Annotated in this window: 18 protein-coding genes and 1 riboswitch; of the genes, 8 read left to right on the top strand and 10 right to left on the bottom strand. The window is 67.2% G+C overall.

The genetic code is table 11. From position 1 onward, the window contains the following. Positions 1 to 23 precede the first annotated feature (23 nt). On the top strand, positions 24 to 1367 hold the full coding sequence (locus tag B9N72_RS01245; RefSeq protein WP_085274634.1) for an aminotransferase-like domain-containing protein: 1344 nt from the start codon (positions 24 to 26) through the stop codon (positions 1365 to 1367). Between the two features lie 142 nt (positions 1368 to 1509). Here the strand turns inward: B9N72_RS01245 and ccoG are convergent, their stop codons facing one another. Further along, positions 1510 to 2871 carry a cytochrome c oxidase accessory protein CcoG gene (gene ccoG, locus B9N72_RS01240; RefSeq protein ID WP_085274633.1) on the bottom strand — a complete coding sequence of 454 codons (1362 nt, stop codon included), beginning with the start codon at positions 2869 to 2871 and terminating at the stop codon, positions 1510 to 1512. A 523-nt stretch (positions 2872 to 3394) separates the two neighbouring features. Continuing rightward, positions 3395 to 4114 (bottom strand): GntR family transcriptional regulator, encoded by a 720-nt coding sequence (locus tag B9N72_RS01235; protein WP_085274632.1) that lies wholly within the window; start codon positions 4112 to 4114, stop codon positions 3395 to 3397. Positions 4115 to 4447: 333 nt separating this feature from the next. Between B9N72_RS01235 and B9N72_RS01230 the strand changes: the two genes are divergently transcribed. Then, on the top strand, positions 4448 to 5920 hold the full coding sequence (locus B9N72_RS01230) for an NCS1 family nucleobase:cation symporter-1 (protein WP_085274631.1): 1473 nt from the start codon (positions 4448 to 4450) through the stop codon (positions 5918 to 5920). 92 nt (positions 5921 to 6012) lie between these two features. Here the strand turns inward: B9N72_RS01230 and B9N72_RS01225 are convergent, their stop codons facing one another. After that, entirely contained in the window at positions 6013 to 6558 is a 546-nt protein-coding gene (locus B9N72_RS01225; protein ID WP_085274630.1) for a YaeQ family protein, read from the bottom strand. A gap of 186 nt (positions 6559 to 6744) precedes the next feature. Then, entirely contained in the window at positions 6745 to 7641 is an 897-nt protein-coding gene (locus B9N72_RS01220; RefSeq protein WP_085274629.1) for a LysR family transcriptional regulator, read from the bottom strand. Positions 7642 to 7743: 102 nt separating this feature from the next. Here B9N72_RS01220 and B9N72_RS01215 point away from each other — a divergent pair, with 102 nt between their 5' ends. The 5 genes from B9N72_RS01215 (at position 7744) to B9N72_RS01190 (ending at position 12520) form a co-directional block, all read left to right on the top strand. Continuing rightward, positions 7744 to 8151 (top strand): DoxX family protein, encoded by a 408-nt coding sequence (locus tag B9N72_RS01215; protein ID WP_085274628.1) that lies wholly within the window; start codon positions 7744 to 7746, stop codon positions 8149 to 8151. A 39-nt stretch (positions 8152 to 8190) separates the two neighbouring features. After that, complete coding sequence (locus B9N72_RS01210) at positions 8191 to 8958, top strand: DODA-type extradiol aromatic ring-opening family dioxygenase (protein ID WP_085274627.1); 768 nt, start codon at positions 8191 to 8193, stop codon at positions 8956 to 8958. Between the two features lie 418 nt (positions 8959 to 9376). Further along, complete coding sequence (locus tag B9N72_RS01200) at positions 9377 to 11038, top strand: DEAD/DEAH box helicase (RefSeq protein WP_143477725.1); 1662 nt, start codon at positions 9377 to 9379, stop codon at positions 11036 to 11038. A 230-nt stretch (positions 11039 to 11268) separates the two neighbouring features. Beyond that, a riboswitch (cobalamin riboswitch) is annotated at positions 11269 to 11410 on the top strand. A 167-nt stretch (positions 11411 to 11577) separates the two neighbouring features. Then, entirely contained in the window at positions 11578 to 11775 is a 198-nt protein-coding gene (locus B9N72_RS01195; RefSeq protein ID WP_085274625.1) for a CbtB domain-containing protein, read from the top strand. A 16-nt stretch (positions 11776 to 11791) separates the two neighbouring features. Next, positions 11792 to 12520 (top strand): CbtA family protein, encoded by a 729-nt coding sequence (locus tag B9N72_RS01190; protein ID WP_085274624.1) that lies wholly within the window; start codon positions 11792 to 11794, stop codon positions 12518 to 12520. Positions 12521 to 12734: 214 nt separating this feature from the next. Here the strand turns inward: B9N72_RS01190 and B9N72_RS01185 are convergent, their stop codons facing one another. Together B9N72_RS01185 and B9N72_RS01180 are read right to left on the bottom strand one after the other, a co-directional pair. Further along, on the bottom strand, positions 12735 to 14621 hold the full coding sequence (locus tag B9N72_RS01185) for a ribonuclease catalytic domain-containing protein (RefSeq protein WP_085274623.1): 1887 nt from the start codon (positions 14619 to 14621) through the stop codon (positions 12735 to 12737). Between the two features lie 341 nt (positions 14622 to 14962). Beyond that, positions 14963 to 15727, bottom strand: coding sequence for a DeoR/GlpR family DNA-binding transcription regulator (locus tag B9N72_RS01180; protein ID WP_008954616.1), 765 nt, complete (start codon positions 15725 to 15727; stop codon positions 14963 to 14965). A 113-nt stretch (positions 15728 to 15840) separates the two neighbouring features. Between B9N72_RS01180 and glpK the strand changes: the two genes are divergently transcribed. After that, positions 15841 to 17325 carry a glycerol kinase GlpK gene (gene glpK, locus B9N72_RS01175; RefSeq protein WP_085274622.1) on the top strand — a complete coding sequence of 495 codons (1485 nt, stop codon included), beginning with the start codon at positions 15841 to 15843 and terminating at the stop codon, positions 17323 to 17325. A gap of 232 nt (positions 17326 to 17557) precedes the next feature. Here the strand turns inward: glpK and B9N72_RS21600 are convergent, their stop codons facing one another. The 4 genes from B9N72_RS21600 to B9N72_RS21040 all read right to left on the bottom strand — a co-directional run bounded on the left by B9N72_RS21600 (position 17558) and on the right by B9N72_RS21040 (position 22342). After that, the gene (locus tag B9N72_RS21600; RefSeq protein WP_327078266.1) at positions 17558 to 18664 is read right to left on the bottom strand and encodes a methyl-accepting chemotaxis protein; all 1107 of its coding nucleotides are present in this window, start codon (positions 18662 to 18664) and stop codon (positions 17558 to 17560) included. Between the two features lie 345 nt (positions 18665 to 19009). Beyond that, a complete protein-coding gene (argH, locus tag B9N72_RS01165; protein ID WP_085274620.1) occupies positions 19010 to 20392 on the bottom strand; it encodes an argininosuccinate lyase in 1383 nt (460 codons plus the stop codon). 118 nt (positions 20393 to 20510) lie between these two features. Next, positions 20511 to 21302 carry a prepilin-type N-terminal cleavage/methylation domain-containing protein gene (locus B9N72_RS01160; RefSeq protein WP_159453010.1) on the bottom strand — a complete coding sequence of 264 codons (792 nt, stop codon included), beginning with the start codon at positions 21300 to 21302 and terminating at the stop codon, positions 20511 to 20513. Further along, positions 21302 to 22342, bottom strand: a complete 1041-nt coding sequence (locus tag B9N72_RS21040) for a pilus assembly PilX family protein (RefSeq protein WP_159453009.1) — start codon at positions 22340 to 22342, stop codon at positions 21302 to 21304. The genes B9N72_RS01160 and B9N72_RS21040 overlap by 1 nt, the downstream gene beginning before the upstream one ends. Positions 22343 to 22344 lie beyond the last annotated feature (2 nt).

Below are 22344 nucleotides of genomic sequence, written 5' to 3'. Positions count from 1 at the left end.
TCCCTTTGCCTTGAAGTGGGCCGATGTCCAAGTACGCCACGCTGGTCGATTTTTTCGTTGCCGCTATCGAGCACGGCAGCTACCGCGCCGGCGACGCCCTGCCGTCGCTGCGCCGCCTGTGCGAGACCCACGGCGTCGGCATGAACACCGCCAAGCGCGCCTACTACGAGCTGGAGCGGCAGGGCTACGTCGAGGCGCTGCCGCGTGCCGGTTTCCGCGTGGCACCGGGCGGCGCGGTACCGGCTTCGGCCAACCTGGCCCCGCTGTTGCCGTGGGGGTCGCCGTTCGTCAATCCGGCCTTGTTCGACGGCCGCGCGCTGGCGCAGGCCTTCGTGCGCGTGCAGCGGCGCTACCCCGAACTGCTGGCGCGCCACGAACTGCTCGGGCTGGACGCGCTGCGGCGCCAACTGGCGCGCCGCTGCCACGCCGAGGGCATGGCGCTCGACTGGGACCAGCTCGTGATCACCTGCGGCGGCATGGAGGCGCTGGCGCTGGCGGTGCAGGTGGTGACGCACGAGCTGGCGGCGCCGTGCCTGGCGGTGTTGACGCCGGCCTTCCCCGGTCTCTTGGGGGTGCTGGCGCAGCACGGCATCGCCACCCTGGCGCTGCCGGTCGGGCTCGACGGCGCGCTTGACCTGGCGCCGCTGGCGCAAGGGTTGGCCGAAGGCCGGGTGCACGGCATCGCGGTGATGGCCAACTTCCAGCATCCCACCGGGCATTGCCTGAGCGACGCCGCGCGTGACGCGCTGTGGCAGCTCGCCGAGCGCTACGACGTGCCGCTCATCGAGGACGACGCCTACCGCCAGCTGGCGTTCGAGTCGCCGGCTCCGGCACCGTTCAAGGCACGCGACACCGCCGGGCGGGTGCTGTACTGCGCCACCTTCTCCAAGTCGCTGGCCCCCGGCTACCGCGTCGGCTGGATCGCGCCGGGGCGCTACCTCGACGCGGTGTGCCGGCTCAAGGTCAGCACCACGCTGGCCTCGCCGCTGCCCAACCAGATGGCGATCGCCGAGCTGCTGGCCGACGGTGGCGACCCGCCCGGCCTGCGCCGGCTCAGCCAGCAACTGGCCGAACGCGCCGCCGCGCTGCGTCAGGGGCTGGCGGCGCGGCTGCCGCCGACGGTGCGGCTGTCCCGCCCGCAAGGCGGCTACTTCCTGTGGCTGGAATGGGACGAGGGGCCGGACAGCCAGACACTGCTGGCCGAGGCGCAGGCGCACGGCCTGCACTTCGCGCCCGGCACGCTGTTCCACCCCGACGGCGCCGGCCGCCACGCCCTGCGCCTCAACCTGAGCTACGTCGAGCCGGCGATGCAGTCCGCCGCGCTGGACTGGCTGGCGGCGGCGCTCGGGGGCTCGCCCATACGGTAGGATGGGTGGCTTGGTAGGATGGGTGGAGCGAAGCGCAACCCATCGCTCCAGGCCGATCTTGCGGCACTGACTGGGCGCGGTGGCGCCGCGTGGCGGAGGCCGGGCGCCTGCCCCTCTTCCCGTAAGCGACAGCGCGGCGCGCTCACTCGCCGATGAAGCTGCTGTCGGCGCTGACGTGGCGTTGCGGGGCGTCGACGGCGCGCAGCACGAAACGCAACGGCTGGCTGCCGCGCTGTACCGCGGCCGGATCGGCGGCCACCCGCACCCCGACGGTGGCGACGGTCAGCGCCGGCACCATCACCGGCGCGGTCTCGCGCAGCCGGGCGCCGGGCAGGCCCTCCACCTCGATGCGGAAGCGGTGCGCCTGCTCGTCGCCGTTCATCACCCTGAGGCTGTAGCTGTTTTCCAGCCAGCCGTCGTCACCCTCCCGCACTAGCGAGGCGCGGTCGCGCAGCACGTCGAGTTTGTACGGTGTGTGGTTCAGCAGGCCGGTCGCCGTCAGCGCCAGCAGTACCGCCAGCAGGCCGCCGTAGACCAGCACGCGCGGGCGCTGCCAGGGGCGGCGCGGTCGCGCATCGCCGCCGTCCTCGGCGCGCTGGGTGGTGAAGCGGATCAGCCCGCGCGGCGCGCCGATCTTGTCCATCACCGCGTCGCAGGCGTCGATGCAGGCGGCGCAGCCGATGCACTCGTACTGCAGTCCGGCGCGGATATCGATGCCGGTGGGGCAGACCTGCACGCACAGCCCGCAATCGACGCAATCGCCGCGCGCCACGCCGGGCTGGGCACCCTTGCGCAAGGCGCCACGCGGTTCGCCACGGGGAGCATCGTAGGCCACCAGCTTGGTATCCGGATCGAACATGGCGCCCTGAAAGCGCGCGTACGGGCACATGTGCAGGCACACCTTCTCGCGCAGCACGCCGGCCAGCAGGTAGGTGAAGCCGCCGTAGAACAGCGCCCAGAACGCCTCCCACGGGCCGATGGCGAGCGTGGGCAGGCCGGCCGCCAGTTCGCGCATCGGGCTGAAGTAGCCGACCAGGGTGAGCCCGGTCCACAGCGAGAATGCCGCCATCAGCACGTGCTTGCCGCCCTTGCGCGTCACCTTGTCCAGGCGCCACGGCGCGGCGTCGAGCGCGCGACGCGCCGCCGGCTTGCCCTCGGTCCAGCGCTCGATCCACAGCATGATCTCGGTGTACACCGTCTGCGGACAGGAAAAACCGCACCACAGCCGGCCGGACAGCGTGGTCCACAGGAACAGCCCGAAGGCGCTGGCCATCAACAGCGCGGCGAGGTAGACCATGTCCTGCGGCAGCAGCGTCAGACCGAACAGGTGGAAGCGCCCGCCCGCCAGGTCGAACCACAGCGCCTGGCGGCCGTGCCATTGCAGCCAGGGCAGGCCGAAGTAGAGCAGCTGGGTGACGGCCACGAAGGCGACGCGCCAGGTGTTGAAGCGGCCTTGCGTCAGGCGCGGGTAAAGCTTGATGGGTATGGCAGGGACTGTGGACATGGGAACACCATCATGAAATGGGATGGCGTCAGGGTAGACGGGGCGGGGCCGGCGCATAAGGCACAGGGAAGGGGTAAATGACGGACACAGGGCCGTGTGGTGTCGTCAGCGAGGTGGTTGCCAGTCTGCCGAGGCCGGCGGAGGCGTGGGGTTTGCCGGTCCCGCCCGGCAGGCGTGTCGAGGGGCTTGTCTCGCCAGGCCCCTCGGCACGCCCAAGGCGAGCCCACCGCCGCGGGTTGCCGTCTGGCTGGAGGCTGGCGAGGCGCGGCGGAAACTAGCTATCGCTGAGCGAATCGGAGATTCGCACGCAGAGCGCTACCGTCGCCCGGCGTCGGGCAGCCCGCCGCTTAACACTCGCCATCCACCATCCCGCCGCGCGGCGGAAGGGCGGATGTTCGCATCGGCAATGTTTTGGCTTTGGGGGTAACAGGCAAAGGCGGGTCTGAGGGGCTTTTGCTGTATTGGTCGAAGGCAGGATTCGCGGCACTTCATCGCCTGTCCCCCGCTGGTTACCAAGCGGCCGTTAGCTCTCCATCTCGCTGAAGATTTTCTTGAAATCGGGCTCGCTGTCTTCCTCCGGCGACATGTCGAGCGCCGACTCCACTTCCTTCAGATGCTGGGACATCCACGTCTTGGCCTGGGCCGCATCGCCCGCCTCGAGCAGGGCGATCAGCGCGTCGTGGCTGTCGCATTTGCCGTCGGCGCTCCACGACGAACCGTACACCGCGATGATCAGCGACGAACGCGACACCAACCGCACCAGGAAGTCGGTCAGGTCGTCGTTGCCGGCGATGCTCAGCAGGCGCACGTGGAACTGGCCGGACAGCTTGATGGCCTGGCGGTGGTCGCGCGCGTGCTGCGCCTCGTGCTCCTGGCGGGCGATCTCCCGGAGCTCGGCGATATCGCTGGGGCGGATGTTCTGGACCACCTGGTCGAGCGTGCCCACTTCGATCAGCTGACGCGCCGCAAAAATGTTCTTCGCCTCGGCGATGGTGGGCTTGGCCACCGTCGCGCCGCGCTTGGGCAGAATCGTCACCAGGCGCTCCAGCGCCAGGCGCTGCAGCGCCTTGCGGATCACGGTGCGGCTGACCTCGAAGCTCTCGGTCAGCGCATCTTCCGGCAGTTTCATGCCCGGCTGCAGGCGGTGCTCGATGATCGCGGTGAATAGCCGTGCGTATACCAGTTCGTCCTTGGTGCCTTCCTCACCGCGTTGGTGATGAGCGGCTGATAGTCCCCGCAGCATGGTTGCTCACTCCTAGATGTCGCATACAAAACCCTAGCTTCTATCTTACTTCGCAAATGGCACGGTACCCATGGGGCACGGCAAATTTGTTTGTGTACTAAATATTTATATATTGTATACGTTATTTCCATCGCCAATTGCGCTCAGAGCACTCGCCGACGCGCCAGACACTGGGAGTGTGTCGGAAAAACAGCAGTGAAAACAATGCAGTAGCTGGGTTATTACAGCGTATACGAAAATGTTGTTGTTGCGTGTACGAAATCTGCTAACAATGAAGTGCAACAAGGCCAACAAGAGCCTCTAAGACTAGCAAAACTGCAAAGGAGAATTTCGATGCACCAACAGCATTCCCCCGGCCACGCCGGCCAGCGTCCGCAAGGCTACAGCGAGCGGCTCTACAACGAAGACCTCGGTCCGCTCAAGGAGCAGAACTGGAACTGGTACAACATCTTTGCCTTCTGGATGTCGGATGTGCACAGCGTCGGCGGCTACGTCTTCGCCGGCAGCCTGTTCGCGCTGGGCCTGGCGAGCTGGCAGGTGCTGGTGTGCCTGCTCATCGGCATCGGCATCGTGCAGTACGTCGCCAACAAGATCGGGCGGCCGAGCCAGCAGGCAGGCATCCCCTACCCGGTGGTGTGCCGCATGTCGTTCGGCGTGTTCGGCGCCAACATTCCGGCGGTGATCCGGGGGCTGATCGCGGTGGCCTGGTACGGCATCCAAACCTACCTCGCCTCGTCGGCGCTGGTGATCGTGGTGCTGCGCTTCTTCCCGGAACTGGCGTACCTCGGCCATATCAAGTTCGCCGGGCTGTCGGCGCTGGGCTGGATGGGGTTCATGACGATGTGGGCGCTGCAGGCGCTGGTGTTCTGGCACGGCATGGAGGCGATCAAGAAGTTCATCGACTGGGCTGGCCCGGCGGTTTACGCCGTGATGTTCCTGCTGATGGCGTACATCGTGTACAAGGCCGGCTGGCACAACATCAACTTCGACCTCAGCACCAAGCGCCTGACCGGGTTCGACGCGGTGTGGCAGATGGTGCTCGCCGTGGTGCTGGTGGTGTCCTACTTCTCCGGGCCGACGCTGAACTTCGGCGACTTCACGCGCTACGCCAAGAACATGGACGAAGTGAAGCGGGGCAACTTCTGGGGGCTGCCGGTCAACTTCCTGCTGTTCTCCATCGTCACCGTGGTGGTGATCTCGGGCACGCTGCCGGTGTTCGGCAAGCTGATCGAAGACCCGATCGAGACCGTCGGCCTGATCGACAACACCACGGCCGCCGTGCTGGGCGCGCTGACCTTCATCACCGCCACCATCGGCATCAACATCGTCGCCAACTTCGTGTCGCCGGCGTTCGACTTCGCCAACGTCAACCCGCAGAAGATCAGCTGGCGCATGGGCGGCATGATCGCCGCGGTCGGTTCGATCTTCATCACCCCGTGGAACCTGTTCAACTCGCCGGAAGTGATCCACTACACGCTCGACTCGCTCGCCGCCTTCATCGGCCCGCTGTACGGCATCGTGCTGGTGGACTACTACCTGGTGCAGAAGCGCCGCATCGACGTCGACGCGCTGTACAGCGACAAGCCGGGCAACACCTACTGGTACGAGAACGGCTACAACAAGGCCGCGATCAAGGCGCTGGTGCCGGCGGCCGTGCTCGCCCTGATCTGCTCGCACACCCCGGGTCTGAGAGAGTACCTCGGCCACTTCGCGCTGTTCATCGGCGGTTTTGCCGGGGCGCTGCTCTACCGGAAGCTGGGACGTTGTCCCGAGGCGATCAGCAAGATGGTGTTAAGCCGTTCCTGAGTCTTCTCCTTGGTATCTATCTCGAACGGTGGTTTACGCGGCAGCCCTGGCTGCCGCTTTTTTTCGGCCGGCAGAGGCGCCCCGGGCGGCGCTCAGTGCCCTTCCTTCAGCGTAACGAACTCCACCAGCACGTTGTGCACGTTGTCCGACAGCCAGATCTGGCCGTCCTGGATCGTCACCTGCAGCTGCATGCTGCGCTCGGCCAGTGCCGCCAGCTGCGTCAGCGTGTCCGGGCTGACGCCGAGCACATGAAGATGCTCGAAGCGGCTGGCCTTGCCTTCCATGCCCTGCCACCAGACGTCGGCGGCGCGGCCGCCGTAGCTGTAGATCCACACTTGCTCGGCACGGCCGCAGGCCTTGCGCAGGCGCTTCTCGTCCGGCTCGCCCAGCTCGATCCACAGCTCGATCTCGTCCGAATAGTTCTTCTGCCACAGGTCCGGCTCGTCGTCCTCGCTGATGCCCTTGGTGAAGGCCAGGGTGTCGCTGGCGTGGCGCGCGAACGCCACCAGCCGCAGCATCATGCGCTCCACCGTTTCCGACGGGTGCAGGGCTAGGGTGAGGTTGTGGCTGGCGTAGTAGCTGCGGTCCAGGTCGGTGATGTTGAGTTCGGCTTTGTAGATGGTGGCTTTGAGCGCCATGGTTGGGTCCGGTCGCGGGCAATGTTGGGAAAGAAGCGCGCTAGTGTAGCGGTTTTGAGGGGCAAGAACCTACCTCAGCAGGCGAGCGAGCCAAAGCAGGTTGGGTGCCGCCGGTGTCTGTGCTGCTCTTCACCCCGCTGAGGCTGCTCGCGACAGATCGTGCACAGGCTCTAATGGGGTAGGGGCTCAATAGGCGTCCCAGTCGGGCTCCCCGGCGAAATGGTCGGCCAGGAAATCGACCAGCGCGCGCACCTTGCGCGGCAGGTACTGGCGGTGCGGGTAGAGCGCGTAGAGGCGAAATTCGGGCAGCGGGTAGCCCTCCAGCAGCGGCACCAGCCGCCCGCTCTTGAGATCGTCGCCGAGCAGGAAGGTCGGCTCGCAGATGATGCCCATGCCGTGGCGCGCCGCGTCCACCAGCAGGTCGCCGTTGTTGGCGGCGAGCGGGCCGGAGACCTTGACCCGTTCGCTGCCGAAGCGCCATTCGTCCACCGGTTCGCTCAGGGTGTAGCGCAGGCACTGGTGGCGGGCGAGCTCGGCCGGCGTGGCCGGGGTGCCGTGGTGCGCCAGGTAGGCCGGCGCGGCGCACACCGCCACCCGCACCGGTGCCAGCGCGCGCGCCACCAGCTGGCTCTGGCCGAGGTCGGTGGTGATGCGCAGGGTCAGGTCGACGCCGTCCTCCAGCATGTCGCGCTGGCGGTCTTCCAGCAGCAAGTCCACCGTCAGGCGCGGGTAATGGGCATTGAACTCGGCCAGGATCGGCCCGAGCCGGCGCACGCCAAACGCCAGCGGCGCGCTGACGCGCAGCGTGCCGACCGGCTCGCGGCTGGTTTCGGCGGCCTGCGCCTCGGCTTCGTCGACCTGGGCCAGGATGCTGGCCACCCGCGCCAGGTAGTCCGTGCCGCTCTCGGTCAGCGCCAACCGGCGCGTGGTGCGATTGAGCAGGCGCGTGCCCAGGTGCTCTTCGAGCCAGCTCACGTACTTGCTGGCCATGCCGCGCGACAGGCCGAGCTTGTCCGAGGCCAGGGTGAAGCTGCCGCCGTCGGCCACAGCGTGGAACACGCGCATGGCGGTCATCAGGTCCATAATTGTTTCTTGTGGCGAATCAATATTATGAAATATGGCGGGTTTATCGATCAGATGGCAAGCGCTTTAATACACCCATACCCCACCCACTGGAGAAGCACCATGATCGACACCCGCACCGCCCCCTACGCCGCCTTCCTGCTGCGCCTGAGCCTCGGCCTGATGTTTCTGGCGCACGGCCTGACCAAGCTGTTCGTGTTCACCCCGGCCGGCACTGCCCGGTTCTTCGCCTCGCTCGGCCTGCCCGGCTTCGTCGGCCCGCTCACCATGGTGGCCGAAATCACCGGCGGCGTGCTGCTGATCCTCGGCGTGGCCGGACGCCAGGTGGCGCTGCTGCTGAGCCCGGTGCTGCTCGGCGCCACCCTGCTGGTGCATCTGGCCAACGGCTGGGCCTTCACCAACCCGGGCGGCGGCTGGGAATACACCGCCTTCCTGACCGCGGCGGCCCTGACCGTGGCCCTGCTCGGCGACGGTGCCTTCGCACTCAAGCCGCTCGGCCGTCGCGCCTGACGCGGCGTATCATCAACTTATCGACCCAAGGAGTACACCATGTCCCGCCTGCCCAGCCTGTTCATCTCGCACGGCGCCCCGACCGTACTGATCGACGGCTCGCCCGCGCCGGCCGCCTGGCGGCGCTGGGCCGACGCCCACGACCGCCCGCGCGCCATCGTCAGCCTGTCGGCGCACCGTCCGGCGCGGCAGCCGGGTGCCGGCAGCGCGGCGCACTGGCGCACCGTGCACGACTTCGGCGGCTTCCCGGAACAGCTCTACCGGCTGCAGTACCCGGCGCAGGGCGAGCGCGCCCTGGCCGACGACATCGACCGCCGTCTCGCCGCCGCCGACTTCGCGGTGCAGCCGGACGAGCGCCCCGGTCTCGACCATGGCGCCTGGGTGCCGCTGCTGGCGATGTACCCCGACGCCGACATCCCGGTGGTGACCCTGCCGGTGTTGCCGGCGGCGGACGCCGTCACCCACTACCGGCTCGGCCAGGCGCTGGCGGGGCTGGGCGAGGAGGGCGTGCTGCTGATGGGCTCGGGCAGCCTCACCCACAACCTGTACGAGGTGGCGTGGAACGCCGGCCCCGAAGCGTGGGCCGTGGAGTTTCAGCATTGGATGCTCGAGCGCCTGGCCGAAGGCGACGTCGACGCCGTACTCGACTGGGAACGCCAGGCACCGCACGCCAAGCGCAACCATCCCACCGCCGAGCACCTGCTGCCGCTGTTCTTCGCGCTGGGCGCCGGCGGCGCGCCGGTCAGCGTGCTGCATAGTGGCATGGAGCATGGCAGCATCGCGATGGACGCGCTGGCATTCGGTTAAGAACCTGTTCACGATCTTGCTGCGCGATCCCTGATCGGGGCTCATGCGCACTGCGTGCGAATCTATCGCTGAGCCAATCCATCGCTGAGCCAATCTTCGATGGGCTCAGCGATGGATTGGCACGCAGAGAGGCGCCCAGCGATGCGGAATCCTCGTGTACTCCGTGTCCATTCCGGTTCCTGTGCGCTGGCGGCACTCAAGCTACTGTGGCTCGCCCGCCTGCTGAGACAGGTTTGGAGCATCTGCCGTCGGCGGCGGGTTTCCCTTCGTGCCCAACCCCTGTACACTGTCGCCTTCCCGCGTCGTGCCAATCGGCGCGCGGTCTAGCTTCAACGCCGAAGCCCCCGCATTTTCCATCATCGACGTCTGCCTGGATTGGTGTCGCACAACCTGCGATTGGGCCGTCGCTGGAGTTTTCATGTCTGAAATCAAATTTACCGACCTCGGCCTGTCCGAGCCCCTGTTGCGTGCCGTGGCCGAAACCGGCTACACCACGCCCACCCCGATCCAGGCGCAGGCTATTCCGCAGGTGATCAAGGGTGGCGACCTGCTGGCCGCCGCCCAGACCGGCACCGGCAAGACCGCAGGCTTCACCCTGCCGCTGCTGCACCGCCTCGGCCCGGCGCCGACCCATATCAAGGGTCGTCCGCGCGCCCTGGTGCTGACGCCGACGCGCGAACTGGCGGCGCAGGTGGAGGAATCGGTGCGCACCTACGGCAAGTACCTGCCGCACAAGTCGATGGTGATGTTCGGCGGTGTCGGCATCAACCCGCAGATCGCCGCGCTCAGGAAGCCGCTGGACATCCTGGTGGCCACCCCGGGCCGCCTGCTCGACCACGCCGGCCAGAAGACCATCGACCTCTCCGGGGTCGAGATTCTGGTGCTGGACGAGGCCGACCGCATGCTCGACATGGGCTTCATCCACGACATCAAGAAGGTTCTGGCGCTGCTGCCGGCCAAGCGCCAGAACCTGCTGTTCTCGGCCACCTTCTCCGACGAGATCAAGGCGCTGGCTGACCGCCTGCTGAACAACCCGCAGCTGGTCGAAGTGGCGCGCCGCAATACCGCCAACGAGCTGGTCGAGCAGAAGGTGCACCTGGTCGATCGCGACAAGAAGACCGAGCTGCTGACCCACCTGATCAGCCAGGGCGACTGGCACCAGGTGCTGGTGTTCACCCGCACCAAGCACGGCGCCAACCGCCTGGCCGAGAAGCTGGAAAAGAGCGGCATCAGTGCCGCGGCGATCCACGGCAACAAGAGCCAGAACGCGCGCACCAAGGCGCTGGCCGACTTCAAGGCCAACACCCTGCAGGTACTGGTGGCCACCGACATCGCCGCGCGCGGTCTGGACATCGACCAGCTGCCGCACGTGGTCAACTTCGAGCTGCCCAACGTGCCGGAAGACTATGTGCACCGTATCGGCCGCACCGGCCGTGCCGGTAACGAGGGCGAGGCGGTGTCGCTGGTGTGCGTGGACGAGTTCAAGTTCCTCAAGGACATCGAGAAGCTGATCAAGAAGGATATCCCGCAGTTTACCGTTCCCGGCTACGAGGCCGATCTGACGGTGGCGCCGGAACCGATCCTGATGGGCGGCCAGCGTCGCGGTCAGGGCCAGGGGCAGCGTCAGGGCCAAGGCGCACGCCAAGGCCAGGGCGCACGCCAGGGCCAGTCCCAGCCGCGCCAAGGTCAAGGCCAGGGTCAGCGCCGTGGCGACGGTCAGGCCAGCAACGCGCGTAGCAGCGCCGGCGCCAGTGGCAACGGCGGCCAGAACGGGCGCCGTCACGAGCACGCCGACGGCGCGCGCCAGCCGGGTGCCCGTCCGCCCAAGAGCAACACCGGTTCCCAGCAGCCCAAGGGGCGCCATACCGCGCCGGCCAACGGCCAGCGTGGCGAGCCCAACGGCAACGTGATGCCGCCGCCGCCGAAAGAGGTGAACGGCAACGTGATGCCGCCGCGTGCCAAACCCAGCAACGGCAATCAGCGTCCGGGCAGCAGCCGTCCGGGCGAGGCACGCCGTGGCAAGCCGGCAGGCCGCCAGACCGCCGCGCTGTTCGCGCCCAAGCGCGACGGCAACCGCTGACGCTCCTCCCGCGTCCGCGCCAGACCGCTGCCCGCTTGCCGGGGGCGGTTTTTTTCCGCCCCGATCTGCGTAGCGGCTCCACTTCCTATGCATTTTGACCATGCCGCCGGTGCGCTTCTGCTATCCTTAAGCAGCTTTCGGTGTGCCCCGGTTCGAATCGGCCCGGGGCTTGAGGTTTCTCGCCGCTACCCGGCTGCGCGTGCGCGCCGCCACCGCACGGGGAACCTCAACGGGAAGACGGTGTGCCGATCGGCAAATCCGTCGCTGCCCCCGCAACGGTAATCGAGTAAGCGCCGGCAACACGCCACTGGGTTCGCGCCCGGGAAGGCGCCGGCGTGGGAGCGTGCTCCCGGCTCGTGAGCCCGGAGACCGGCCGAAGGCGACAACGCTATGCACCGCGGAGGGCGGTGCGCTTAACGTTTCTTCCTGTGCCCCTCCCTTACCCTGTCGCGCCATCGTCGGTCCATCGCTGTGCGGCTGCTTGCCGCCAACCGACACCGCGAGACAGGGGGGGCCATGGAAAGACCCAGGAGATAGACATGCAGTTGCACAAATCCGCCGTTCGACCGATCGGCCAGCTCGACCCCGCCAGCGCCGCGCGCTGGAAAGCCCGTTCCGCCGCCCTGTGCGCCGCGCTGCTGGGCGCGGTGATCCTCTACGGTGTCGGTTTCGCCCCGGGCATCGCTCACGGCGAGAGCCACGATACGCGCCATACCATGGGCTTCGTCTGCCACTGACCGACGAAGGGTTGTCATGTTTGCACGTATTGTCGCCCTGTCGCTGCTGGCCGGGCTGCTGGCCGGTGCGGTGACGACGCCGGTCCAGCTGGCGCTGGTCCAGCCGCTGATCGAGCAGGCCGAAGGCTACGAGCAGCAGCTCGAGGCCGCTACCGCCACGGCGCACGTTCACGAGGCGCACGACGCTATGGCGGCCAAGGAACACGCGCACGAGGCGATGGCGAGCGAGGAGCCGTCCGACGACAAGACGCACCGCGCCGTTGCCACCGCGATCTCGATCACGCTGGCGGCGATGGGTTACGCCCTGCTGCTGGGGGCGGTGCTGTCGCAGTTCGGCCGCATCAACTGGCGGCGCGGCCTCTTGTTCGGCGCGTTGGGCTTCGTGGTGTTCCAGCTGGCGCCGGCGCTCGGCCTGCCGCCGGAGCCGCCGGGCGTGCCCGCGGCCGACCTGCAGCAGCGCCAGTTGTGGTGGCTGCTCACGGTGGCCTGCACTTCCGGCGCGCTGTTCGGGCTCTACTATGCTTGGGCCAAGCGCCGTGCGTTGTGGGCAGTGGGTGCGCTGGCGGTGGCGGCGCTGCCGCACCTGGTTGGCGCGCCGGTACTGGCCGAGGTGCACACGCTGGTGCCCGCGCGCCTGATGAGCGACTTCATGCTGGCGGCGCTGGCTTCCGCAGCGGTGCTGTGGCTGGCGCTGGGCGGCGTGCTGGGGGGGCTGTTGCAGCGCTTCCCGGTGGAATCGCGCTAACCGCCCGGTTGTCCCGCAAAGAAAAAGCCCCGGAATCGCTTCCGGGGCTTTTTTGTTTTTCAAGGTTGGCTGCAGCCGGGTGCGGCATGATTCCAAAAAGCATTAGGAACGAGAACGCGAAGGCAAGTGAGCGGGGCCGCAGACAGTACATGAAGTACGGCAAGGCCCTGCGTAACGCCGCCGACAAAGTTATCGTTTCTAAGGCGAATTGGAATTACACCGTGCTGTCTTCCTCGACCTGCACGTCCTCGTGGCCGACCTTGCCGGCGTAGCGCAGCTCGATCTCCTGCGTCAGCTCGTCGATGCGGATCACCGCCAGGCGCACCTTGTCGCCGCTCGCCAGCTCCGGCAGACCAGGCACGCGCAGGCGCAGCGGCAGGCCGTCGATGCGCACCAGGTCTTCCTTGATCAGCGTCGCGGTCGGCTCGGTGACGCCCTCCTGGCTGAACCAGCGCAGGCACCAGAAGTGCTCCATGCGGTCCTGGAACGCGAGATAGGCGCTGTAGGTGGCGTCGAAGTCGCGCAGGATGGCGAACAGCATGGCGTTGCCCTGCTCGAACTCGGGCTTGTCGCCGCGGATCATCGCGGTGAGCTGGCGCTGGTTGACGAAGTCGGTGGCGCGCCGCAGCGGCGAGGTGGACCAGGCGTACTGCGCCACGCCCAGGCCGATATGCGGCTCCGGACGGGTGGTCATGCGCACCTTGCCCATGCTCTGCGCACGGTACATCGCCGGGATGTCGGCTTCGGCCAACATGCGGCCCCACTCGCTGTTGGCGAGGATCATCAGCTCGGACACCAGTTTGTCCATCGGCGCGCCGCGCTTCCTCAGCGTGATTTGCACCTTGCCGTCGACCACGTTGAAGTTGTAGTCCATCTGTACCGGGCGCGTCGGGTCGTACTTGCCGCGGCGCTTCTCCAGCGCGTTGGCGAACTGCCACAGCCAGGTCAGCTCGCGCTTGAACGGGTAGTCCGGGCCGCCATCCGGATCGGCCAGGGTCTGTTCGTTGAACACCTGCTCCAGCTGGTTATGGCGCAGGTTGGCGGCGATGGTCACGCGCTCGATGCGGCTTTCGTAGCCGACCGGCTCGAATTCCGGCGTCACCTCGACGTACAGGCTCACTGCCGGGCAGGCCTGGCCTTCCTTCAGCGTGAACTGTTCGACCAGCTCGTCCGGCAGCATGGTGATCTTGTCGCCGGGGAAGTACACCGTGGAGAGGCGCTGGAACACCAGTTTCTCGATGTCCGAACCGGGCGCCACGCCCAGCGTCGGCGCGGCGATGTGGATGCCGACGCGCTGGTTGCCGTTGGGCAGTTCGACCAGCGACAGCGCATCGTCGATCTCGGTGGTGGCGGCGTCGTCGATCGAGAACGCGGCCACCTCGGCGAGCGGCAGTTCCTCGTCGCCCGGCAGCTCCGGCGCGGCGTACTGGCCGAAACCGGTGCCCTTGGGGAAGTACTCCAGCAGGAAGCCCGCCATCAGGTAGTCCGGCACCGAGGGGATGCCGCCGATCTCGGCCGCCAGCCGCACCGGCGGCAGGTTGCGCTCGCGGCAGGCCTGGTCGAAGGCCTTGAACTCCAGCGTGTTTTTGTCCGGGCGGAACAGCAGCGTCATCAACTGGGTGCGGATGGCGTCCGGCAGCCGGCCGGATTTCAGCTCGGCCACCCAGGCGTCGATCTGCTCCTGCTCGCGCTTCTTCTTCTCGATACCGGCCAGCGCCGCCTTCAGCGACTCTTCCGGTGCCGCCTTGAAGCGCCCCTTGCCCTTCTTGTAGAAGTACATCGGCGCCTCGAATAGGCGCTGGATGATGGCGGCGGCTTCGGCCGCGTTGGGGGTGTGGCCCCAGTAGTCGGCGGCCAGCGCCTCGAAGCCGAATTCGTCCTGGCCGCTCACTTCCCACAGGAAGTCGATGTCGATCTCGGCCGCCAGCTTCTCGACCGCCGGCAGGAACTCGGTCAGCGCCGAGTTGAATTCCAGCATCACGTTGGCCGATTTGATCTTGGCGCGTTTGCCGTGGAGGGTGTCGACCTGCAGGCTGGCGTCATTGCGGGACACCACGGCGCCCACCTTGAAGCTGCCGCTTTCTTCGTAAAAAACGTTCATGGCGCGTCAGGCTTGTTGTTGCTTGCAAACGCTGCAGTATACCAGCAGGGGCCGGGGCGCCGCCCTTTGGCTGTCAGATAATTAACAAGCCCTCTCGAGCGTAGCGAGGCTCCCTTGCCGGGCAAGGGTGGACTGCGTGCCAATCTATCGCCGGGCCAATCGAAGACTGGCATGCAGAGATTGGCTCAGCGAAGGATTGGGAATAGATGGGCAGGCTGCAGAATCAATTACGGCGGCGGAGAGGCCCGGCTCTGCCGGGTCCTGTAACAACGCATCGAAGCACGTCGTCAGCAGCCTGAAAGCCCGCGCGCGGCGGGCGTTGGCCGGGAGCCGGTTGCCGCCTATTCTGCAAGGTACAGGCGCACGTTGTGTTCGGACATCATCTTGGCCAGCGGCTCGGGCGGGGTTTCGTCGGTGAACACGGCGTGGAATTCGCTGATATGGCCCATGCGCACAAGCGCGTTGCGGCCGAACTTGCTGTGGTCGGCGGCGAGGTAGCGGTGGCGCGCGTTGTTCATCATCGCCTGCGCCACGCGCACTTCGCGGTAGTCGAAGTCGAGCAGCGAGCCGTCCGGCTCGATGCCGGAGACGCCGAGGATGGCGTAGTCGACCTTGAACTGGTTGATGAAGTCGAGCGTGGCCACCCCGGTGATGCCGCCGTCCGAGGCGCGCACCACGCCGGAGGTGATCAGCACGTTGAAGTCCGGGTTGGTCGACATGATCGATGCCACGTGAATATTATTGGTGATCACGCGCAGGCCCTTGTGGCTCGCGGTGAGCGCCTGGGCCACGGCCTCGATGGTGGTGCCGATGCTCATGAACAGCGAGGCGTGGTCCGGGATGTTCTCGGCGATCATGTCGGCGATGTACGCCTTCTCGCTCTGCAGCTTGCCCTTGCGCGCCACGTAGTCCTCGTTCTCGACGCTGCTGCCGAGCGCGGCGCCGCCGTGGTAGCGGCGCAGCAGGTTTTCCTCGCACAGCTGGTTGATGTCGCGGCGGATGGTCTGCGGCGTGACGTCGAGCAGGCGGGCCAGTTCCTCGATCGGCATGAAGCCGTTTTCGCGGACCAGTTGCAGAATCTTCTCGTGGCGGGGGGAGCGGCTCATGTTGGTTCGATTCCGAAAATCTGTCGTCTGTTAATTAACATATTTCGCCGCCTGCGGGCAAATCGGCGCGCGGTTTTGTCGGCGCCGCGCACCAATCACAAGGAGTTCGGCCTATGACGGCAACACTGTTGGTAATCGACCAGGGCACCACCAGCACCCGCGCCATGCTGTTCGATGCCCGGGGCCGGGTGCTGGCACGCGCCCAGCGCGAGCTGCCGCAGCACTTTCCGCAGCCGGGCTGGGTGGAGCACGAGCCGGAGGACATCTGGCGCGACACGCTGGCGCTGGCGCGCGAGGTGCTGGCCAACGGGGCCACACCGGTGGCGCTGGGGCTCACCAACCAGCGCGAGACCACGCTGCTGTGGGAGCGCGCCAGCGGCCGGGTGCTGCATCGGGCCATCGTGTGGCAGGACCGGCGCACCGCCGAGCACTGTGCCGCGCTGGCCACGCCGGACAACGCCGCGCTGGTGAGCGCCCGAACCGGCCTGGTGCTCGACCCCTACTTCTCCGCCTGCAAGCTCGCCTGGCTGCTCGACCACGTCCCCGGCGCGCGCGAACGCGCAGAACGCGGCGAGCTGGCGTTCGGCACCGTCGACAGCTTCCTGCTGTGGCGTCTCACCGAGGGTCGGGTGCACGCCACCGACGCCAGCAACGCCGCGCGCACCTTGCTGTTCAACATCCACCGCCAACAGTGGGATGACGAGCTGCTGGCGCTATTCGCCATCCCGCGCGCGCTGCTGCCGGAGGTGCGCGACAACGTCGCCGACTACGGCGCCACCACCCTGTTCGGCCAACCCCTGAAGATCACCGCGTTGGTCGGCGACCAGCAGGCCGCCACTGTCGGCCAGGCCTGTTTCGAGCCGGGCATGATCAAGTCCACCTACGGCACCGGCTGCTTCCTGGTGCAGAACACCGGTAGCGAGGTGCTGGCGTCGCGCCACCGTCTGCTGTCGACGGTGTGCTACCGGCTGGAAGGGCGCACCACCTATGCGCTGGAAGGCAGCATCTTCGTCGCCGGCGCCGCGCTGCAATGGCTGCGCGACGCGGTGCGGCTGATCCACTCGGCCGGCGAGAGCGAGACGCTGGCGCGCCAGCTGGCCGACACCGGCGGCGTCTACCTGGTGCCGGCCTTCACCGGGCTCGGCGCGCCGTATTGGGACCCACTGGCGCGCGGCGCCATCATCGGCCTGACGCGCGACTCCGGCATCGCCCACATCGTGCGCGCCGCGCTGGAGTCGGTGTGCTACCAGACGCGCGACCTGATGGAAGCGATGCAGGCCGACGGCGCGGCGCGTCCCGCCAGCCTGCGCGTGGACGGCGGCATGGTCGGCAACGACTGGCTGATGCAGTTCCTGGCCGACATGCTGGCGCTGCCGGTGGAGCGCGCGGCGGTGAGCGAAACCACGGCGCTCGGCGCGGCGTTCCTGGCGGGGCTGGGGGCGGGGGTGTACGGTTCGCTCGACGAGTTGGCGGCGCTGTGGCAAGGCCAGCAGCGCTTCGAGCCAGGCATGAGCGAGGATCGGCGCGCGCGGCTGTACCAGGGCTGGCGGGTGGCGGTGGCGCGCACCCTGAGCCCGCCTGAAAACCTGGCCCATTAGGCGGTAGCGCCGCGTCTCGTGAGGCTGGCAGCAGGGCGAGGACACCATCGCCACATGAGGCGGTGTTTCCCTCGCCACGTCAGTGCCGAACCCCATCGACCATCGTTCGCTGGGGTTCGCCTTGCTCTTCCCATCCTACGCTTCAGGCGACGCCCGGCCTGCTTTGGCGCGCGCCGGCTGGCATTGGAGAGCAAGCAAGCGGGTCGGCAGAACGTCGGCCCGCGGGGCAGAGTCAGCGGCCAGCCGGCGCCAGCTCGGACAGCATACGGGTGAGGCCGCTCATCACCGCGGCGTTGGCCTGCTCCATCGCCGCCAGCTCGGTCAGCGCCTGCTCGAAGCGGCCGGCGTAGAACAGTTCCACGGCGCGGCGGGCGTGCTCGTGCACGTTGCGGTGCGGCGCTTCCAGCGCGGCGTAGCCGGGCAGGCGCGAGAAGCTTTCCTTGCCCTCGCCGCCGTAGTACCACTGGCCGAGGCGGCACTGCGTCTCGTCCGGCAGCGCTTCCGGGCGCGTCTTGGCGATGCCCATGAACACCTTGTACACCTCGAGCTTCACGGTCAGCTCGTCGAGGTTGGCGAGCTCGACGCCGGACAGCTGCGCCGCCGCGGCGATCGCCTGTTCCATCTGCTGCGACAGCGCGAACAGGCGCTGCATGCTGCCCACCGCCTCCTGGCTCTCCGCCGAGAAGCGGCTGGCGTCGTCGGCGCCCAGCTGCATGGTCTGCTTGGCGCTCTGCGTTTCGCCCTGGATGGTGCCGACCAGCCCGGCGATCTCGGTGGTGGCCTTGGCGGTGCGTTCCGCCAGCTTGCGCACCTCGTCCGCCACCACGGCGAAGCCGCGGCCCGATTCGCCGGCGCGGGCGGCTTCGATCGCGGCGTTCAGCGCTAGCAGGTTGGTCTGGTCCGCGATGTCCTTGATCAGGCGCACGATGCCGCCGATCTCCTCGGCCTGCTGGTAGAGCGCCTCGACGTTGGCCGAGGCCTGCTGGATACGCTCGAACATGCTTTTCAGGTTGGTGGCGATGCGCTCGAACCCCTGGCGGTTGGCGTCCGATTGCGCCGCCACGTCGCGCGCCGAGCGCTTTTCCTGGCTCAGCGAGTCGGCCAGCCCGAGGAAGGACTGGCGCACGCCGTCGAGGGTGTCGCCGAAGCGGCCGACGTTGGTGAACACCCCTTGCAGCATGGTGCGCTCGCGCTGCAGCCGGGCCAGTTCCTCGGCCTGCTCGGCGTGGGCGCTTTCCATCTGGGCCAGCCGCTGCTTCAGCAGGGCGTTCTCCTGCTGCAGGCTGGCGTTGGTGGTTTCGGATTGCTGCAGGGCGGTACGGGTTTTGCTGAATAACACGGTGTCTCCCGGGGGCAAGGCGCGGTAGTGACGCGTCGGATAGGCATTCATCTTACCGAGTTATGCGGCGGAAGAAATTGACCCGGATAAAATAATCCCGGAGCGTTGCGGTTTCGCGACCGGCGCGCAAGAAAAAGGCCGGGAGACGACTCCCGGCCTGTGTCCTTGTCCTGCTCGTGCCGCCCCGCTTCAGGCCGTAGGGCGGAAGCCCTGACTGAGCGAGGCAAGCGTAGCGTTGCAAAGGAATGGGGGGCGTTCCGCCGTTCTTTGCGGAGATGGATGTGGATGGCGGCGGGTGTGGCGGAACGCCCTGACGGCGTCGGGGCTTCCGCCCTACTGAGCCGTTCAGCCGGCCAGGCGTGCGCGGTGGCGGGCGATCTGGGCGCGCACCTGGTTCGGAGCGGTGCCGCCGACATGGTCGCGTTGCGCCAGCGAGCCTTCCGGCGTCAGCACAGTGAACACGTCTGCCTCGATCAGCGGCGAGAACTCGCGCAGCTTCTCCAGGCTGAGGTCGGCGATGTCCACGCCCTGGGCCTCGGCATGGCGCACGGTCAGCGCCACCACCTCGTGGCTGTCGCGGAACGGCAGGCCCTTTTTCACCAGGTAGTCGGCCAGGTCGGTGGCGGTGGCGAAGCCCTGCAGCACGGCGGCGCGCATCGCCTCTTTCTTCACCGTGATGCCGCGCATCATGTCGGCGTAGATGCGCAGCGTGTCGATCAGCGTGTCGGCCGTGTCGAACAGCGGCTCCTTGTCCTCCTGGTTGTCCTTGTTGTAGGCCAGCGGTTGCGCCTTCATCAGGGTTACCAGAGCGATCAAATGGCCCACCACGCGGCCCGACTTGCCGCGCACCAGTTCCGGCACGTCCGGGTTCTTCTTCTGCGGCATGATCGACGAGCCGGTGCAGAAGCGGTCGGCGATGTCGATGAAGCCGACGCGCGGGCTCATCCACAGGATCAGCTCTTCCGACAGCCGGGAGAGATGCACCATCACAAGGGACGCGGCGGCGGTGAATTCGATGGCGAAGTCACGGTCGGACACGGCGTCCAGCGAGTTGTGGCAGACGTCATCGAAGCCCAGCAGTTGCGCGGTGTAGTGGCGGTCGATCGGGAAGGTGGTGCCGGCCAGCGCGGCGGCGCCCAGCGGCAGACGGTTCACGCGCTTGCGGCAGTCGGTCATGCGCTCGGCGTCACGACCCAGCATCTCGACGTAGGCCAGCATGTGGTGGCCGAAGGTCACCGGCTGCGCCACTTGCAGGTGGGTGAAGCCCGGCATCACGGTATCGGCGTTGGCCTCGGCCAAGTCCAGCAGGCTGGTTTGCAGCTCGGCGATCAGCACCACGATGTCGTCGATCTGCGCACGCAGCCACAGGCGGATGTCGGTGGCGACCTGGTCGTTGCGGGAGCGACCGGTGTGCAGGCGCTTGCCGGCATCGCCGATCTTGTCGGTCAGACGGCGCTCGACGTTCATGTGCACGTCTTCCAGGTCCACGCTCCACTCCAGGCGGCCTTCGCGGATGTCGTCCAGGATCTCGGCCATGCCCTGGCGGATCGCCGCCACGTCGTCGTCCGACAGCACGCCCGCCTTGTTCAGCATGGTGGCGTGGGCCAGCGAGCCCTCGATGTCGAACTCGGCCAGACGTTTGTCGAAGTCGACCGAGGCGGTGTATTTCTTGACGAGTTCGGAGACCGGCTCGGAGAAGCGGCCGGACCAGGCGTGGCTGTCTTGCATGGCGGTGGATACCCAGGGTTTCGCAAAGGGGAAACGCTGATTATAGGGGAAAAGCGGGCTGGAGCGGGGGATGCGTACCGGCCCGCCTACGGCTGACCCTGTGATGGGGCTGATCGGCTCAGAACGAAGAGTAAGTCTGTGCCGTGCACGTTGCCGTCGTGCCCCACGATGAGGAGGACTTGTTTTGCGTATAGGTGATGATGATCGGGGTGCCGTAGGCCAGCGTGGCGGTGCAGGTCCAGCTTTTCTTTGCCCCGCTGCAGCTCGCGCCGCTGGTATCGGTGCCGACAGTGCCATTGGCCGACTGGGTGGAGATGGTCAGTGTGGTGGTGCAAACGACGGGGGGCGTATCGGTGCCGGTGTCCGTGCCGCTTCCGGTGTCGCCGTCGGAGCCCGTCCCTGGCCCGCTATCGCTGCCGGTGTTGCTGCCCGTTCCGCTACCGCTACCCGTGCCGTTGCCCGTACCCGAACTGTTCGAACCAACCGTGGCGATCAGCTCGCCCGAGCGTTTCGGATCGATGCCGCTGATGCGGCTGGTGAGCACGGCGCTCTGGCTCTGGTTGCGGCTGTCGGTCCAGCTGACGGTGACGGTGACGGTCTTGTAGGCCGGGCTGGTCGAGCTGGCGACGCTCCAGCTGCGGCTGAAGTTGGCGCTGCTGCCGCTGCCGGTGGCGGCGTTGACGCTGTCCGAGCCGCTGGCGATGCTGGAATACAGGGCGTAGCGCAGCTCCTCCAATTTCTTCTCCGCCAGTACCACCGCCTCGCTGCGCTCCTTGGCCGCGGCGCTGCCGTTCATGATCTTGCCGTACAGGCCGCCGATCGCCAGCAGGCCGCCGGCCAGCACCACCAGCGTGATCAGCACCTCCAGGATGCTGAAGCCGCGCTGGCGCGGGGAGGGGGCGTGCTGCATCAGAAATCCCTCCACGAGGCGGGCAGCTTGGCCAAATCCATGGCGATGGTGTAGCTCGGCATGCTGCCGCCGGACCAGGGATAGAAATCGGTGTTGGCGGTCAGCTTGGTGATGCTGCCCTCGGATACCACGCTGCCATGGATGGTGGTATTGCCCCAGCCCTGATTGCTGCCGCATTCGGCGGCGTAGTAGACGATGCCGTAGATGGTGACGTTGCCGTTGATCTTGGGGCAGCCGGCCCCGGTGTCGAAGATCAGGATGCCGGGGCTGCTGGCCGTCCCGACATCGTCATGCCAATTGCCGGAGAACGGATTGCTGGCGTCGTAGTAGTAGATGGCGTCCGTGGACGACTGCGCCGCCAGTTCCTTCATGTCGGCCTTTGAGGTCGCGAACACGTAATCCCAGGCGCTGGTGGCAAAGACATTGCCTTGGGTCACGCCTCCGTTCATGCCCAGATGGCCGGGGTCGACGCAACTGCTGTCCTCCGACGATTTGATCACGACGTCACCGCTATGGGTCGGGTGCATGTCCGGGTTGCCGGTCACGCCGCTCAGGCAGCCGTTGATGACCAGCGGCGGCACGCTGGTGACATTGAAGCGGATGGTCTTGGCATGGATTTTCTGCCGCACCGTGGCACTAGCATCGCCGCTGGCGACGGCCCGCACTTCCAGGATGGAGCTGTTGGCCGAGTTGCGCCACAGCGTGACGGCAACGTTATAGCCGCCGATGGCCTGGCTGGCTACCGACGAGGGTAGTGCCGCGCGCTGGTTGTTGCCGCTCGGGCCGGTGGCATCGCTGCTCCAGGCGAGGCTGCTGTAGTTGCCCGAGACATCGAGCCAGGAGACGGCGTAGTCGGCCCCGCCCCGCGCCGCTTCCAGCGCCTTGGCCTGGAAGTACTGGTTGTTGCCGGTTTTGAGCTCCAGCAGCATCCCTGAGCTGGTGTTGAAGATCAGCAGGCTCATCAAGAACAACATGATCAGTGAGACGGCGAGGGTAGCCAGACCATGCTGTTGCGAGAGCGGGGAGGGGAAGCGTCGCATCG

The sequence above is a fragment of the Pseudogulbenkiania subflava DSM 22618 genome (genome assembly GCF_900177275.1).
Lineage (GTDB): Bacteria > Pseudomonadota > Gammaproteobacteria > Burkholderiales > Chromobacteriaceae > Pseudogulbenkiania > Pseudogulbenkiania subflava.
Note: the sequence above shows the minus strand (reverse complement) of the source record. Positions and strands in the feature narration are given on the sequence as shown.

Bases quoted from the DNA above. Each gene is read 5' to 3' on its own strand.
- argH (WP_085274620.1), bottom strand. From the start codon at position 20,392: ATGCAAGACAGCCACGCCTGGTCCGGCCGCTTCTCCGAGCCGGTCTCC.
- B9N72_RS01230 (WP_085274631.1), top strand. From the start codon at position 4,448: ATGCACCAACAGCATTCCCCCGGCCACGCCGGCCAGCGTCCGCAAGGC.
- B9N72_RS01215 (WP_085274628.1), top strand. From the start codon at position 7,744: ATGATCGACACCCGCACCGCCCCCTACGCCGCCTTCCTGCTGCGCCTG.
- B9N72_RS21040 (WP_159453009.1), bottom strand. From the start codon at position 22,342: ATGCGACGCTTCCCCTCCCCGCTCTCGCAACAGCATGGTCTGGCTACC.
- B9N72_RS01185 (WP_085274623.1), bottom strand. From the start codon at position 14,621: ATGAACGTTTTTTACGAAGAAAGCGGCAGCTTCAAGGTGGGCGCCGTG.
- ccoG (WP_085274633.1), bottom strand. From the start codon at position 2,871: ATGTCCACAGTCCCTGCCATACCCATCAAGCTTTACCCGCGCCTGACG.
- B9N72_RS01190 (WP_085274624.1), top strand. From the start codon at position 11,792: ATGTTTGCACGTATTGTCGCCCTGTCGCTGCTGGCCGGGCTGCTGGCC.
- B9N72_RS01180 (WP_008954616.1), bottom strand. From the start codon at position 15,727: ATGAGCCGCTCCCCCCGCCACGAGAAGATTCTGCAACTGGTCCGCGAA.
- B9N72_RS01160 (WP_159453010.1), bottom strand. From the start codon at position 21,302: ATGCAGCACGCCCCCTCCCCGCGCCAGCGCGGCTTCAGCATCCTGGAG.
- B9N72_RS01235 (WP_085274632.1), bottom strand. From the start codon at position 4,114: ATGCTGCGGGGACTATCAGCCGCTCATCACCAACGCGGTGAGGAAGGC.
- B9N72_RS01225 (WP_085274630.1), bottom strand. From the start codon at position 6,558: ATGGCGCTCAAAGCCACCATCTACAAAGCCGAACTCAACATCACCGAC.
- B9N72_RS01245 (WP_085274634.1), top strand. From the start codon at position 24: ATGTCCAAGTACGCCACGCTGGTCGATTTTTTCGTTGCCGCTATCGAG.
- B9N72_RS01210 (WP_085274627.1), top strand. From the start codon at position 8,191: ATGTCCCGCCTGCCCAGCCTGTTCATCTCGCACGGCGCCCCGACCGTA.
- B9N72_RS01220 (WP_085274629.1), bottom strand. From the start codon at position 7,641: ATGGACCTGATGACCGCCATGCGCGTGTTCCACGCTGTGGCCGACGGC.
- B9N72_RS01200 (WP_143477725.1), top strand. From the start codon at position 9,377: ATGTCTGAAATCAAATTTACCGACCTCGGCCTGTCCGAGCCCCTGTTG.
- B9N72_RS01195 (WP_085274625.1), top strand. From the start codon at position 11,578: ATGCAGTTGCACAAATCCGCCGTTCGACCGATCGGCCAGCTCGACCCC.
- glpK (WP_085274622.1), top strand. From the start codon at position 15,841: ATGACGGCAACACTGTTGGTAATCGACCAGGGCACCACCAGCACCCGC.